Here is a 13,674-nt window from a genome sequence, read left to right on the forward strand (position 1 = left end):
TTAACCTGTTGAGATAATGAAAAGCTATTGTCGAGAAATGAATAATTGTTTTGCAAAGAGAAAGCCAAGCGGTAAAATGAAAAAGGTTTTAGTTTATACATTGATATTGCTGCTGTCTGCACCTATGCTGGTACAGGGGCAGTCGAGGAAATATATCAGCCAGTTCAACTTTTTCCAGAGTTATTATAACCCTGGACTGACCGCCTATGAGGGCAGTGCGCTGAGGGGCTTTGTCCGGAACCAGTGGAGCGGTTTTGAGGGGGCACCGCGGACGATGTTCTTCAGTGCGGAGCTGGACTTCGGTGAGATGAAAGGGGAGGAGGACCCGGCCCTGATGGGCAAGAATGCGGCGAGCCTGAACCTATTGTTCGATGAGTACGGTGCCTTCAGGGAAACCTCGCTGGTGCTGGGCTATGCGAGCAGGATCAGGCTGACAGAAAAGCACAACCTGCGCCTGGGAGCAGGGGTAAGCTATACCAATGTCAAGCTGGACGGCACGGCTATGACCGTGGAGCAGCAGAACGACGAACTGCTGGGGCAGTATATCGGAGGTTTTTCCGATATGCAGATCATCGACTTCAATGTAGGCCTGGCGCTGACGCATGAAAAGTACTACCTGTCCTATGCGATGCACCAGGTTAACGGAGGAGGCTTTTCCAGCGGGGATGAGTTCATGGACGGCAGGCCGATCAATTATATTGTACAGGCCGGCTACCGGGAAGCGATCAGCGACAAGGTTGCGGTGATCGGGAATTTCTTTTACCGGAACCAGGAAGATCTTCCGGATAATGTCGAGTTCAACCTGAAGGCCCTGTTGATGGACAAATTATGGTTGGGAGCGGGGCACCGGGTGGACTATGCGAACAACCTGCAGCTGGGCTTTCTGTTGAAGCGGGTGAAGGTGGGCTATGTCTATGAGTTCCCTACCAATGGGAGCTATCTCTTGCCCGGCAATACCCACGAGTTCATGGCCATATTCAGCCTGTTCAGGACCAACGAAAGGAAACATGCCAAGGAGGTATTGATCTGGTAGGGATATGATGGGGTGGAGTTACTTCCCCCTTTAGGGGGCTAGGGGGTGAGGGTAGTTTAATCGGTTAATTGTTGAATTGTTGAATTGTTGAATCGTGGGATTGGGGGATTGAGAATTGGGAGGGGAGTTCGGTAAGGGGGGGGGATTGTGTTGGAAGATGGATGGAAGTAGCTGAGTCGGAGACTCAGTTTTAGGTGGTCCTGCACCTGTGCGCCGTGGCGTAGCACAGCTGACAGGACAACAGGTTGTTATGATGAGGTTTGGGAAAGGGACCTTATAGGGGGCAAAGAGGAGACGTCATGGGAACGTCCATAGAAGATTTCGGTTTTATAGAGTGATATTGAAGGGTAATTTCCAGGGGAATAGTTTTTTTGTAGCGTTTTGAATGGGGATCACGTATTGTGATAGAACAAGCTTTTAGCAAAATGAAAAGACTAGCCCTACTGATATTACTGATCTTTACTTTTTTTTCCTGCAATGATGATGAAATCAAGCCTTTGGGAATGCATTTTAATGGGACTTATGAACAGACCATGTATTCCGAAGAAGTTGAGGTTTGGTATGTACATAGCCTGGTATTCCAGGATAATGGTGATCTGGAGCAACGGATTACTATACGTGAAAGCGAGGAAGGGGATGAATTGGGCTACACAAGCTTAATGCTAGGGACTTATGAGCTTAATGAAGAGGAACTGACTGTGGTATGGGATGAATTTTATGCTTTGGAGGACCCAGAGGAGCTGTATGCTCCCAGAGCTGGATTGAAAGCCGATGAGGAGCCCTCTAATATTACGCAAACAGGCATCCTTGAGCAAATAGATGGTGGTCAGAGAATAGCCATTGAATTTCCTTGTAATGATGTACTCTCAAATTGTACAGGGAAAATAGTCTATACAAAAGTGGACTAATTTCATGTTACCTCCAAGGTTAAAAACCAAATCATAAAATGAATAAATTGTAAAATAGAAAATGGAAAGTATACAACAGATTAATTATATAAAATCCCCAATTTCAACCGTGTTAAAGCATTTACATCAGAAGAAGGCTTAGCTGAGGTTTGGACAAAAAAACTTAAGGTAAAGTCTGAAATTGGATTTGTTAATGAATTTGATTTTGATGAAGGTTATACTACCAAAATGAAAATAACGGAATTACTGGAGAACAATAAAATTGTGTGGGAGTGTATAGATTCTGATGAAGAATGGATTTGAACAAAAATAGCTTTCGAACTTATTGAAAAAGACAATGTGACAACCATTACTCTTAAACACTTTGATTGGAGGGAACTAAGCGACTTTTACCGATGGTATAGCTATAATTAGGCGATGTTCTTATTTAGCTTAAAAACGTATTGCGAAAATCAAAAAGGATTACCTTTTCAGGAACGGGAGTTTTGAAAAAGAAAATCAAAAAAGAAATTTCACTTTTAAATGCAGCCTATGAAAAAGCAAATTATAACTTTTCTGACATTCCAGGATGACAATGCTGAACAAGCAATGAACTTTTATGTGGAGTTATTTGAAAATTCGAAAATTATAGATATCCAACGATATGGGAAAGACGGTCCTGGAAAAGAAGGGACGCTTATTAGAGCGATATTTGAACTAAATGGCAAGCAGTTTATCTGCAGTGACAGTTATATAACACATGAATGGACTTTCACCCCTGCTGTTTCAAATTGGGTAGAATGTGAATCTGAAAAAGAGATTGAAAGTCTTTTTGAAAAGTTATCAGAAGATGGTGATATAAAGATGCCCTTAGATAATTATGGCTTTAGTCAAAGATTTGGTTTTACAGAAGACAAATTTGGAGTTTCGTGGCAACTGAATTTAGAATAAATTGATATTAAACAATAGCCCCAAATAAGCAAGCTGCCAGGTAAAAATGAATATGGGGAATTGGCGAAATTATGAGTGAGGTCAAATCATTTGGTTCGTTTCAAATATTGAACTTAATTGAAATCCAATATTTTAGGTGATTTATTGATTTTCATATACTAGGCATTGTAGAGAAAAAGGCTAAAGTAAAATATAGTTTGAGTTGAGATGAGATATAATAGAATATCCCCTCCCAAATCTATTAGTTGGCTAGTACGCTTTTTTTGGGAATTTGAAGGTGATTTTTCATCTCTGAATCCCTACAAGCAAACTATATCAGCTTCCGTCTGTCCAAAGCTGGCTTTCCAATATGAAGGAGGAATGTTTTTATCTGAAAATGGAAATGAAATTCAACTTTTTAAGAGTGGGTTTCAAAGTCAATCCAATTTATACAGTCAAATTTCAGCGCACCAAAAGATTGGCGTTTTTGGTGCTTACTTTCATCCATACGCGCTGTCTATAATTTTTAATTTGCCTGCGAGTAATTTTACCAATAAAAATATTGAAATATCTGAACTGCTTGGAAATGAGGGGAGAATATTAGAAGAACAAGTATTAGCTGCAACCAATACGCAGCAAAGGGTTAGAATTATAAGCAGGTACATTGAACATAGACTGAGACGTTCTTCTTTGGAGGATATCAATTTAATAGCTGCTGTGCAATCAATAGTTATGCAAAGAGGAGCTGTAAACATTCCTAATCTTAGTGACTCACTCTTTTTGTCCCAACGACATTTAGAAAGAAAGTTTAAGAATTTGACCGGGTTTAACCCAAAAACATTTGCAAGAATAGTCAGATTTGAAGAATGCATATCAAAAGCTATATCACAGTGTACATCATTGACCGAACTCACCTATGAACTGGGCTACTATGATCAATCACATATGATAAAAGATTTTAAGGGGTTTTCAGGATATAGCCCACAAAATCTGTTAAGAGAAGACCTTTCAATTTTTTTTGACTAGAGAACAGAGAAAGTCGATTTTTTACAATTCCTCTTCTTTACGGTACTATAGTTTTGCATAATGAAACATAGACTAATAATAATAGGCCTGATTTGTGGTTTGATAATTGGTAGTTGTAAGGAGAATAGCAAAAAAATGAAAGTAATAAAAACAAATGGGATTGAACTTTATACAGAAAGTTTTGGGATTGAAACCAATCCTGCAATTCTATTAGTAGCAGGAGCAACCGTTTCTATGCTTTACTGGGATGCGGAATTTTGTGAGAGACTGGCAGAAAAAGGTTTTTTTGTTATTCGCTATGATAACAGAGACGTTGGGAAATCAACTTTTTACGAACCAGGAAAAGCACCCTATGACATTGTGGATTTGACTGATGACGCTATTGCAATATTGGATGGTTATAAAATTGGTCAAGCACATTTTGTGGGGATGTCATTGGGTGGGCTAATTACGCAAATAGCAGCAATAAATTATCCTAGTAGAGTCCAGACACTGACACTACTTTCTACAGGACCTTGGGGTGATTCCGATCCAAGTATTCCAGAAATGGACACAAGTATATTAGATTTCCATAGTAAAGCAGGCACGGTCAATTGGACGAATGAAGATAGTGTTGTACACTACTTAATTCAGGGTGCACAATTAATGAGTGGGAGGAAGCAATTTGACAAACAAAGGAGCGAAAACCTAATAAGGGCTGAATTCATAAGAGCCAATAATTTTATAAGTATGTTCAATCATGCTACTTTGGGTGGTGGGGAAGAATTTTGGAATAGATTAGACGAAATCAAACAACCTACTTTAATTATACACGGGACAGAAGATAAAATTTGGCATTACCAGCATGCAGGTGTTTTACTTGAAAAATTAAATGATGCTAAACTTATTACACTTGAAGGAACAGGTCACGAATTACATTTTGATGATTGGGATACGATAATTGAAGGCATAACGAAACTGATAAAAAAATAAATGAACGACTTACTATTCGAGTAGATGGCCGTGAACCATAGGCCCACAGCCTGTCTCCTCTAACGGGAGTACGCCCCTTTCTCAAGGGACAGGTACCTGTTTGCAGAGTAGACAGGTAAGGCTGTTCATCAGATCAAATCTTCACTTTTTGGTAGTAGTCCAACATAATTTATCTCTCCTTTGACTTCTAAAAAGGGTTAGCTTAAAAACCATACATTTCAAACAAATTAGGTATGCGAAGAATTGTTCCAAATATTTATTCGAATGATATAGAAAAAAGTAAGGCGTTCTATATAGATTATTTAGGGATGGAATTGGCAATGGATATGGGGTGGATTTTAACTTTCGCATCCAAGGAAAATGCAACTGCCCAAATATCCATATTCCGAAATGAAAGTAATAAACCTTTAGATAACTCGGCAATTTTTTTATCAATTGAGGTTTCGGATATTGACAATTGGTATGAAAAAGCAAAGGAACAAAAGATCGAGATTATATACCCAATCACAAATGAAGATTGGGGAGTAAGGCGATTTTTTGTTAAAGACCCCAATGGAGTTACCATTAACTTATTAATGCATCATTAGACGAATATCAGTGATTATAATGGATCAATCAATATTTCTGGGGGTAAATAATTTCAAACTTAAATTTAGTCTATCCTTGTCAGATTAAGTGTAGTTGAAGTAACAGACCTGCCTAGACAGTCAATTGCGTAAAAGGAAACACAGATGCATTATAAATAAATATCCGTGTTCATCTTTATCCATCTGTGGTTAATAAATAGCGCATATCAAAGCTAAAATAGACTGTTTTTCCCCGACTTTTAGGCTTGGTCCAACCTTACCCTAAACTAATACCAAAGCTGGGGCAAAGCTGTATCAAAGCTGGGGTAAAGCTGGGGCAAAGCTGGGTTTAGCCCTCTTTTTTGTTCATAAACTCTCTTCCTGATCCAGATTTGAAATTTGGATCCATAAATAAACGGTATTTAATAAATAGCGCATATCAAAGCTAAAATAGACTGTTTTCCCCCAGCTTTTCGGCTTGGTGCATTTTAATAGTAAGAAATAAGTAATTAAAGGAATCATTTGTTATCCAATATAAAATCGTGGTTTATGATTTTCAATACCAATAATTTATACTATTGACGGATAACAAGTGGTTGATTTTCAATTAGAAAGTTGTTGGTTTTATCCTTTAGACTGTTTCTGCTACTTTTTCCCTGTTGGAGAATACTTTTGGACCAAATAGAGAAAGACCAATCAAGAACCCTATCGGAAAGGAGTATAAGAAAAAATCACATAGGGTTTAATCAAGGGAGGGATGTTTTATTTTCATTTTCCGGAAATAAACAGGGCGAAAACTTGTGTAGCCAAATAGCTTCAGTTAAATTGTAGCCAAATAACTACATAATGAAATTAAGAAGAGATATATTTCAAGCTATTTCCGACCCTACAAGACGGGCAATTTTGGTTTTGCTTACCTCACAAGCTATGACTGCAGGAGCCATTGCCGAAAACTTTGATGCGGCAAGACCAACTATTTCAAAGCACATTCAGGTTCTAAACGAATGTGATCTTGTAGAAGCCAACCAAAAAGGGAGAGAAATCTTCTATGAGCTGAAAATTGAAAAAATGAAAGAAATCGATAATTGGTTGGAACAGTTCAGAAAAATATGGGAAAACCGTTTTGACCAACTTGACAATTTATTATCAAATCTTAAAAAATAGAAAAATGAAAAGCAATCTGTTATTCGACTTTACTGTTGATAAAAAAACGAGTACCGTTTTCATAAACCGAGAATTTGATGCGGCACAACCATTGGTTTGGGACGCTTTCACCAAACAAGAACTCCTTGATCAATGGTGGGCACCGCAGCCTTGGAAATCGAAAACAAAGTATATGAACTTTGAAGAAGGCGGACGAAGGTTTTATGCTATGGTGAGTCCCGAAGGGGAGGAACATTGGTCGATTCAGGACTATACTTCAATTTCACCAAAGGACAATTTGCAATTCAAGGATGCTTTTGCCGACAAGGATGAAAACATCAACGAGCAATTTCCATCTGCCAGGTGGAACTTAGACTTTAGTGAAAACAAAGGAACTACAACAGTGAAAATTTCCATTAAACACGAAAAGCTTGAAGACCTTGAAATGCATATAAAAATGGGCTTCAAGGAAGGGGTTACAGCAACTTTAAACCATTTAGCGGAATTATTATCAAATTTTAAAATTTAGGATCATGAAAAGGAATGTAATCATTTTTTGGACAGCTATTATTATCATTGCACTTTGGGAAGCCGTTATGCCAATGACCACTTGGATTTTTGCACCTGAGTATATGACTGTTGGGACAAAAGCCTTAGGTTATCCTGATTATTTTGCTTACTCATTAGCAATAGCAAAAGTCCTTGGGGTTATTGCAATCATTTACCCCAAAACACCTGGAAAGCTAAAAGAATGGGCTTATGCAGGACTTTCGTTTACGCTTATTTTTGCATTCATTAGCCACACACTTGTCGACAAAAACTTAGGATATATGATCATGCCCTTGGTTTTCTTGGGCATACTTGCGCTATCCTACTATTACAAAAGTAAAATTCCCACAATGAACTAAAAATCGAAATAAAATGGTAAAACAAATCTTTATCAACTTAGCGGTAAATGACGTGGGCAAATCTATGGATTTTTACATGGCTAAAGGATTTGCAAATAATCCACACTTTTCAGATGACAATACAAAATGTATGCTTTATAATTCCAATTCAATCTGGTATGATCAAGGTCCTATTGACGAATCCAGTTGACCAATAATGTGCAATTAAATATATAGATGGAAGAAAATAATTTTATGCCAGAAAGAACAAATGTTGGTATACTCATTTTTAATGAGGTGGAAGTACTTGATTTTGCAGGACCATTTGAAGTTTTTTCAATCACAGAAAATGATAACCAAAAATTATTCAACGTAACCACCATAAGTGAAACGGGGGAAATGGTAAGTGCCAAAAACGGACTGAAAATACAACCTGATGCTGATTTTACCCATTGCCCGGAATTAGACATATTAATTGTCCCAGGAGGCTATGGAGCGGAAGAAATTGAGATCAAAAATAAAAATGTCATTGAATGGATTAAGTCCCAAAAAGAAACCGTTAAGATCATTGCCTCTGTCTGCACGGGTGCATTTTTATTAGCGGAATGCGGATTACTCGATCATAAGAAGGCCACTACCCACTGGATGGATCTTCTCAGGCTCGAAAAGGACTACCCAAAAATTGAGGTCGTAAAGAACACTAGGTTCGTTGATGAGAATGATATAATCACATCAGGGGGTATATCATCAGGTATTAATATGTCATTCCATATAATTAAAAGATTATTTGGATTCCAAATTGCAGCGACAACAGCAAAAAGGATGGAGTATGATATTGATATTACCTGATAAATAATGGCGTTTTTTCCTTTCAGTTGAAGCAAACGGGAACTTAGATGGACTAAATGTGCTTGCAACAGAGTGAAGAACATCATTTCAGTCTAGTACCATTGGAATCAGCAATCCTTGGTATGTTAAATGAATTGTAATCTTGATTTCTGATTGGAGTAAAGAGGAGATATAGACGGAACACCGAGGAGACGTCGTGGGAACGTCCAGGGGACGTCCCAATTTTATTTGGTGGATTTTTTTATAGCTATACAAACAACCCATAATGAATTCTGTTTCTTTAAGTATCTGAAGTCAATTTGATCATGGGTCTTGAAGAAATAGGATTTATCTTTCTATATGGAAAGTAAAATAGCAGCTTGAGAAACTGAGCCAGGAGCAAGGAAGAGAAAGAAAAAATTAGAATGACGAAAACCTGTTGGATCGTCAGGGAAGTCAAGGACAATATTTCCCGGCTTAGTTCAATTTTGAAGTTGACAAAAATAATTAGCATACACAGCACGATGGAGGCCCAAACCCATCCATTGGTGATTACATTGTTTTTGAAAAATGAGGGGCTATGGAAAGGAATATTGAAGACATTTAGTAGCTGGGCAAGAATTAGTGTGTAGAAGCCCATATTATTGATAACCGCATCTGATAATTTCAAAACATGGGTGGCATAAAATATAATTCCACTGACAGCACATGTAATTGATAAACCTAATAGGGCAGTAAGCAGCCATAATGGTCGTGTCAGAATAGGCTCATTGGCTTTACGTGGTGGATCCTTCATGAGCGTCTCTTCCCCTTTTCCCAAGCCCAAAGCAAGTGCGGGAAAAACGTCAGTTACTAGGTTGAGGAACAGGATTTGTAAAGGTAAAAGAGGAGTGGCTACATTACTGATATAGGCAATGAATACAGAAAATATTTCTGCTAGGTTACTGGATAGGAGATACACCACAAACTGCCGAATATTATTGAATATTATTCGGCCTTGCTCTATGGCCAATTTTGTAGAGGTAAACTTATCGTCCTTCAAAATGATATCCGATGCATCTCTAGCCGCATCTGTACCCCGTATTCCCATTGCTATCCCTATATCCGCCATTTTTAATGCCGGCACATCATTGATGCCATCTCCTATCATACCCACTACATAATTATGTGTTTGGTAAAACTCAATCAAGTTTAATTTTTGCTCAGGTGTGACCCGGGCAACTACCTTTGCATTCATCAGGATTTTTTCTCCTTTTGAATTTTTACTTGAGCGTTTTTGTAGCACATTTGAATTTACCACTGTTTCGGAATCAGAATTTATTCCCAATAAGCCAATTTCTTCGGCGATTTTTTGTGAAGTAGCCATATGGTCACCCGTTACCATCACAACTTGGACCCCCGCTTTATGGTACTCTTTAATGGTGGGGGATATATCCTTTCGGGGAGGATCCAAAAAACCTATTAAACCGAGAAGTGTCAGGTCATTGAGAAAGTTAAGCGCTGAAGGAGGAGAGTCCACTTGTTTATAGGCAAAAGTCAGGACCCGTAAACCTTGCTCGGCTAAACTTTCGACCTTTTTATTCCAAAGGTCTATATCCAGTTTTTCCTTGCCGTTATGGGCTAAAACGGTAGTACAATGTGCTATTATATTTTCGAAAGCCCCTTTGATAAAAACGAAATAACTGGATTCCTTTTGATGAACAGTGGCCATTAGTTTTGTTCGGTTATCAAATGGAAATTCCTTGATTTCCGGATATTCCTCTTTGATGGCGTTTATGCTTAAACCTGTCTTTTTCACAAGGTTAAGTAGGCTTATTTCCATTGGATCCCAATTTCTGGATTTATCAAGCAAATCAGCATTATTACATAAAGCAGCAGTTTCCATGGTTTTGATGAAAGCACTGTTGGCAAGATGGTCTTTAAAATCATCAGTGCTTAGATTGGGGATAGGGGAAATGTTTTGGTTGTCATAATTGATGGAATAGGTCTCCATTTCATTTTCTGTAAGCGTGCCCGTTTTGTCGGTACATAAAATTCCCACTTCCCCTAAGGTTTGGACTGCCTCCAGTCTTTTGACAATGACATTTTGCTGAGACAGTTTGATCACACCACGGGCAAGGGCAATGGTCGCGACAATGGGAAGCCCTTCGGGAATAGCTGCTACAGAGAGTGCTATTCCTGTTTTTAATGCAAAGACAAGGTCTTTTTGTTGTAAAATTCCTAATAGGATAATCAGTAAAGTAAGCCCAACAGTGAGGATAACCAGGTGCCTGCTTAATTTATTCAGCTTTTTCTCTAAGGGAGTTTTTCTCTGCTTGAGACCTAAGCCTAATTGGCTGATTTTTCCTAGCTCTGTTTGATCTCCAATGGCCGTTACCATTGCTTTGGCACTTCCTCTTGTGACGATGGTTCCTTTAAAAATCATGTTTGAACGATTGGCCAAAACAGTACTTTCAGGCAAAGGCGTTGATTGTTTGGCGATGTGTTCACTTTCTCCAGTAAGAATGGATTCCTTTACACTTAGGTTTTCTGTTGAGCAAATCCGTGCATCTGCAGGAACCTTATTGCCTTCTTCGATAATAAGGATGTCTCCTACGACCAGGTGGCGGGCATCAATTCGATTGGTTTTTCCGTCCCTCAAAATCGTTGCATGTATATAAGATAAAGATTTTAAGGCTTCCATCGATTTGGTGGCCTTAAACTCCATGAAAAAGCCAATTATTGTCGTCAGCAATATTACTGTAATGATCGCCATCCCTTCCAGAAATTCCCCAAAGGATAGGGCCAAAATAGTGGCTGCGAACATCAAATAGATCACAGGATCCAAGAACTGTTCAAGATATATTTTCCAAATGCTTTTAGGTTTTTGAACAGATATCTCATTATAGCCGTGTTGTTGTAGACGCAGTTTTGCCTCACGTGAAGAAAGCCCATTTTCTAAAGAGGTGTTCAATTGTGAAGCTAAAGCATCAATAGATATTTGATAAGGGGCTTTCATGGATAAAAATTAGGGGCTTATATATTGATGATAATTATAGCTTAAGTCTGCATTAAATTGGAGCGAACACTAATGTCAATAATAGCTCAAATTACTCTAGTTTATGGAGTGGTACAATGATGGTTGACATGGGTTGTGCTTTACAATTCCGATTTATACATCACTTTTTGATGATTCTTATCATGGTAGTAATATAATCATATACCTATATTCCATAATCCTTATGAAAATATTGAATGGGTTGATAGAAAAGGACTTCAGGCCGTAAGCTGAAAATGCCATAGCATGTGGGGTGACAGGGAGTAAAATAGTGTTTTGTGTATGGAGCCTTCATTTTATGAATTCGCTTCGGCTGAAAAAGCAAAAAGGGAGGTGTAAAAGAAAATCAGCAAGGGCCCAGTTAAAGATTAAATAATCACCTCAATTTGGAACCTGCCTTTTGAGATTTACAGTGCGGCTTCGGATATTGATTTGAATACGTAAAGGCTAATTGAAAGCATGTTTCCAAACAGGAAAAGAAAATCATCTTATTCCCATTTCAAATGAATAAGCTTTCCAAAAATGCCAATTTAGTGCTTGAGCAAAGATACCTGTTGCGAGGAGGGGATAATCAATTGCTAGAAAGTCCTGATGATATGTTCATGCGGGTAGCAAAAGCTGTAGCCCAGGCTGAGATAATCTGGGGTGATAAAAAAGAAGTTGATCGATATACCGATGCTTATTATAAGTTGATAAGTGATCTGATTTTTTTACCTAATTCCCCCACTTTAATGAATGCAGGTGCTTCACAGCAACAACTAAGTGCTTGTTTTGTCCTTCCTGTGGAGGATAGCTTGGATGAGATTTTCCATACCTTAAAAAGCGCAGCTAAAATCCACCAAAGGGGAGGAGGAACTGGTTTTAATTTTTCCAAAATACGTCCAAAAGGTGATTGGGTCGGTACTAAACGGAATGTAGCATTGGGCCCGGTCGATGTTATTGAGATTTTTGATCGTGCAACTGAAAAAATTAAGCAGGGAGGAAAAAGAAGGGGAGCCAACATGGGTATATTGAACATTGATCATCCAGATATTTTGGAATTTATTCGTTTAAAGGGAGCAGGAGGAAAAGTGAATAATTTCAATTTGTCCCTTGGTATTACAGATCAATTCATGATGGCTGTGGAAGAAGGAAAAGAATGGTCATTGGTCAATCCCCGTGATGCGTCAATTGCAGAGAAAGTGTTAGCCAGGGAGCTTTGGGAAGGCATTGTGGAAAATGCTTGGAAATGCGGTGACCCTGGGTTGATATTTTTGGATACTATTAATGGGATGAACCCTCTTGCTAGGCTGGGGAAAATAATAGCGACTAATCCATGTGGGGAGGTACCTTTATTTCCCAATGAAGCTTGTAATTTGGGCTCAATAAATATATCGAAATGTGTTCGAAAGCATGAAAATAAAATGGTTGTTGATTGGGAGAAATTGGAAGAGGTAGTCATTCTGGCCGTAAGGTTTTTAGATAATGTGATTGAAGTCAATGATTACCCTGATGAGCTTATTGAAAAGGCCACGAAGTCCAACCGTAAAATAGGTTTGGGAGTAATGGCTTGGGCGGATTTGTTGGTGCTGCTGAAAATCCCCTATGCTTCAGAACAAGCCGTCCAATTGGCCGAGAAATTAATGAACTTCATTGCTGAAAAGAGTAGGGCTGCTTCATCAGCACTGGCAAAAGTAAGGGGGAATTTCCCTAATTGGCCTCGAAGTGCTTTTTCACCAAAGGAACCTATGCGAAATGCCACCCGGACCAGTATTGCCCCTACAGGTAGTATTTCTATTATTGCAGATGTTTCCGCTTCCATAGAGCCTATTTATGCGCTGGCTTTTGAAAGGGAAAATGTACTGGGTGGACTGAACTTAAGCAGTTCCCATCAACTGTTCTTAGAATATTTGGATCGAAAAGGTTTGGATAAGCATTCAATTCTTCAAAAAGTTAGACGAACAGGCAGCTGTAAAGATATAGATGAGCTTGGCGAAGATATTCGAGAAATTTTTAAAACCGCCTTAGAGATCGAACCTTATTGGCATTTAAGACACCAGGAAGCTTTTCAGCGCTATACTGATAATGCCGTTTCTAAAACGATCAATTTACCAAACACGGCGACAATAGAAACTGTAGCATCAATTTATAAGGATGCTTGGAAAATGAAATTAAAAGGGATCACCCTTTTCAGAAATAATACAGGGAGTCAACAAGTTTTGATAAGTGGGATAGCAGATGATAGTGCTATCTGCAAAGTATGTATTTAAGGAAATTCGAAATGAGGACAATTGATTAACAGATCAGGTACTTTATTGTTGTTGAGGGCTCTGAGGCGATAACTTTAGCTGACTGTATGATTACACTTTTTTAAATTGAGTGGAGT

Annotated in this window: 13 protein-coding genes; 12 read left to right on the plus strand and 1 reads right to left on the minus strand. The window is 38.6% G+C overall.

Features of this window, described 5'->3' with window-relative positions:
• Window positions 1-16: 16 nt before the first annotated feature.
• From H7U17_RS03565 to H7U17_RS03615, 11 genes are all read left to right on the plus strand, one after another.
• Window positions 17-1,033, plus strand: coding sequence for a PorP/SprF family type IX secretion system membrane protein (locus H7U17_RS03565; protein ID WP_230981249.1), 1,017 nt, complete (start codon window positions 17-19; stop codon window positions 1,031-1,033).
• A 425-nt stretch (window positions 1,034-1,458) separates the two neighbouring features.
• Complete coding sequence (locus tag H7U17_RS03570) at window positions 1,459-1,941, plus strand: hypothetical protein (protein ID WP_186754943.1); 483 nt, start codon at window positions 1,459-1,461, stop codon at window positions 1,939-1,941.
• A gap of 531 nt (window positions 1,942-2,472) precedes the next feature.
• Window positions 2,473-2,871, plus strand: a complete 399-nt coding sequence (locus H7U17_RS03575) for a VOC family protein (protein ID WP_186754945.1) — start codon at window positions 2,473-2,475, stop codon at window positions 2,869-2,871.
• A 207-nt stretch (window positions 2,872-3,078) separates the two neighbouring features.
• Window positions 3,079-3,876, plus strand: a complete 798-nt coding sequence (locus H7U17_RS03580) for a helix-turn-helix domain-containing protein (protein ID WP_186754947.1) — start codon at window positions 3,079-3,081, stop codon at window positions 3,874-3,876.
• 135 nt (window positions 3,877-4,011) lie between these two features.
• Window positions 4,012-4,848 (plus strand): macrolide hydrolase EstT, encoded by an 837-nt coding sequence (estT, locus tag H7U17_RS03585; RefSeq protein WP_230981250.1) that lies wholly within the window; start codon window positions 4,012-4,014, stop codon window positions 4,846-4,848.
• 233 nt (window positions 4,849-5,081) lie between these two features.
• On the plus strand, window positions 5,082-5,435 hold the full coding sequence (locus H7U17_RS03590; RefSeq protein ID WP_186754951.1) for a VOC family protein: 354 nt from the start codon (window positions 5,082-5,084) through the stop codon (window positions 5,433-5,435).
• 825 nt (window positions 5,436-6,260) lie between these two features.
• The gene (locus tag H7U17_RS03595; protein WP_186754953.1) at window positions 6,261-6,578 is read left to right on the plus strand and encodes a metalloregulator ArsR/SmtB family transcription factor; all 318 of its coding nucleotides are present in this window, start codon (window positions 6,261-6,263) and stop codon (window positions 6,576-6,578) included.
• A gap of 4 nt (window positions 6,579-6,582) precedes the next feature.
• Window positions 6,583-7,086 (plus strand): SRPBCC family protein, encoded by a 504-nt coding sequence (locus H7U17_RS03600; protein ID WP_186754954.1) that lies wholly within the window; start codon window positions 6,583-6,585, stop codon window positions 7,084-7,086.
• Between the two features lie 4 nt (window positions 7,087-7,090).
• Window positions 7,091-7,465 (plus strand): DoxX family protein, encoded by a 375-nt coding sequence (locus tag H7U17_RS03605; protein ID WP_186754956.1) that lies wholly within the window; start codon window positions 7,091-7,093, stop codon window positions 7,463-7,465.
• 13 nt (window positions 7,466-7,478) lie between these two features.
• The gene (locus H7U17_RS03610) at window positions 7,479-7,655 is read left to right on the plus strand and encodes a hypothetical protein (RefSeq protein ID WP_186754958.1); all 177 of its coding nucleotides are present in this window, start codon (window positions 7,479-7,481) and stop codon (window positions 7,653-7,655) included.
• 26 nt (window positions 7,656-7,681) lie between these two features.
• Window positions 7,682-8,293: a DJ-1/PfpI family protein gene (locus tag H7U17_RS03615; RefSeq protein ID WP_230981251.1), complete on the plus strand. Its 612-nt coding sequence runs from the start codon at window positions 7,682-7,684 to the stop codon at window positions 8,291-8,293.
• Window positions 8,294-8,573: 280 nt separating this feature from the next.
• Here H7U17_RS03615 and H7U17_RS03620 read toward each other — a convergent pair whose 3' ends face one another.
• Window positions 8,574-11,270: a cation-translocating P-type ATPase gene (locus H7U17_RS03620; protein WP_186754960.1), complete on the minus strand. Its 2,697-nt coding sequence runs from the start codon at window positions 11,268-11,270 to the stop codon at window positions 8,574-8,576.
• A gap of 542 nt (window positions 11,271-11,812) precedes the next feature.
• Here H7U17_RS03620 and H7U17_RS03625 point away from each other — a divergent pair.
• Entirely contained in the window at window positions 11,813-13,558 is a 1,746-nt protein-coding gene (locus H7U17_RS03625; protein WP_186754967.1) for an adenosylcobalamin-dependent ribonucleoside-diphosphate reductase, read from the plus strand.
• The last annotated feature ends 116 nt before the right edge of the window (window positions 13,559-13,674 follow it).

The organism is Echinicola salinicaeni (assembly GCF_014280965.1).
Lineage (GTDB): Bacteria > Bacteroidota > Bacteroidia > Cytophagales > Cyclobacteriaceae > Echinicola > Echinicola salinicaeni.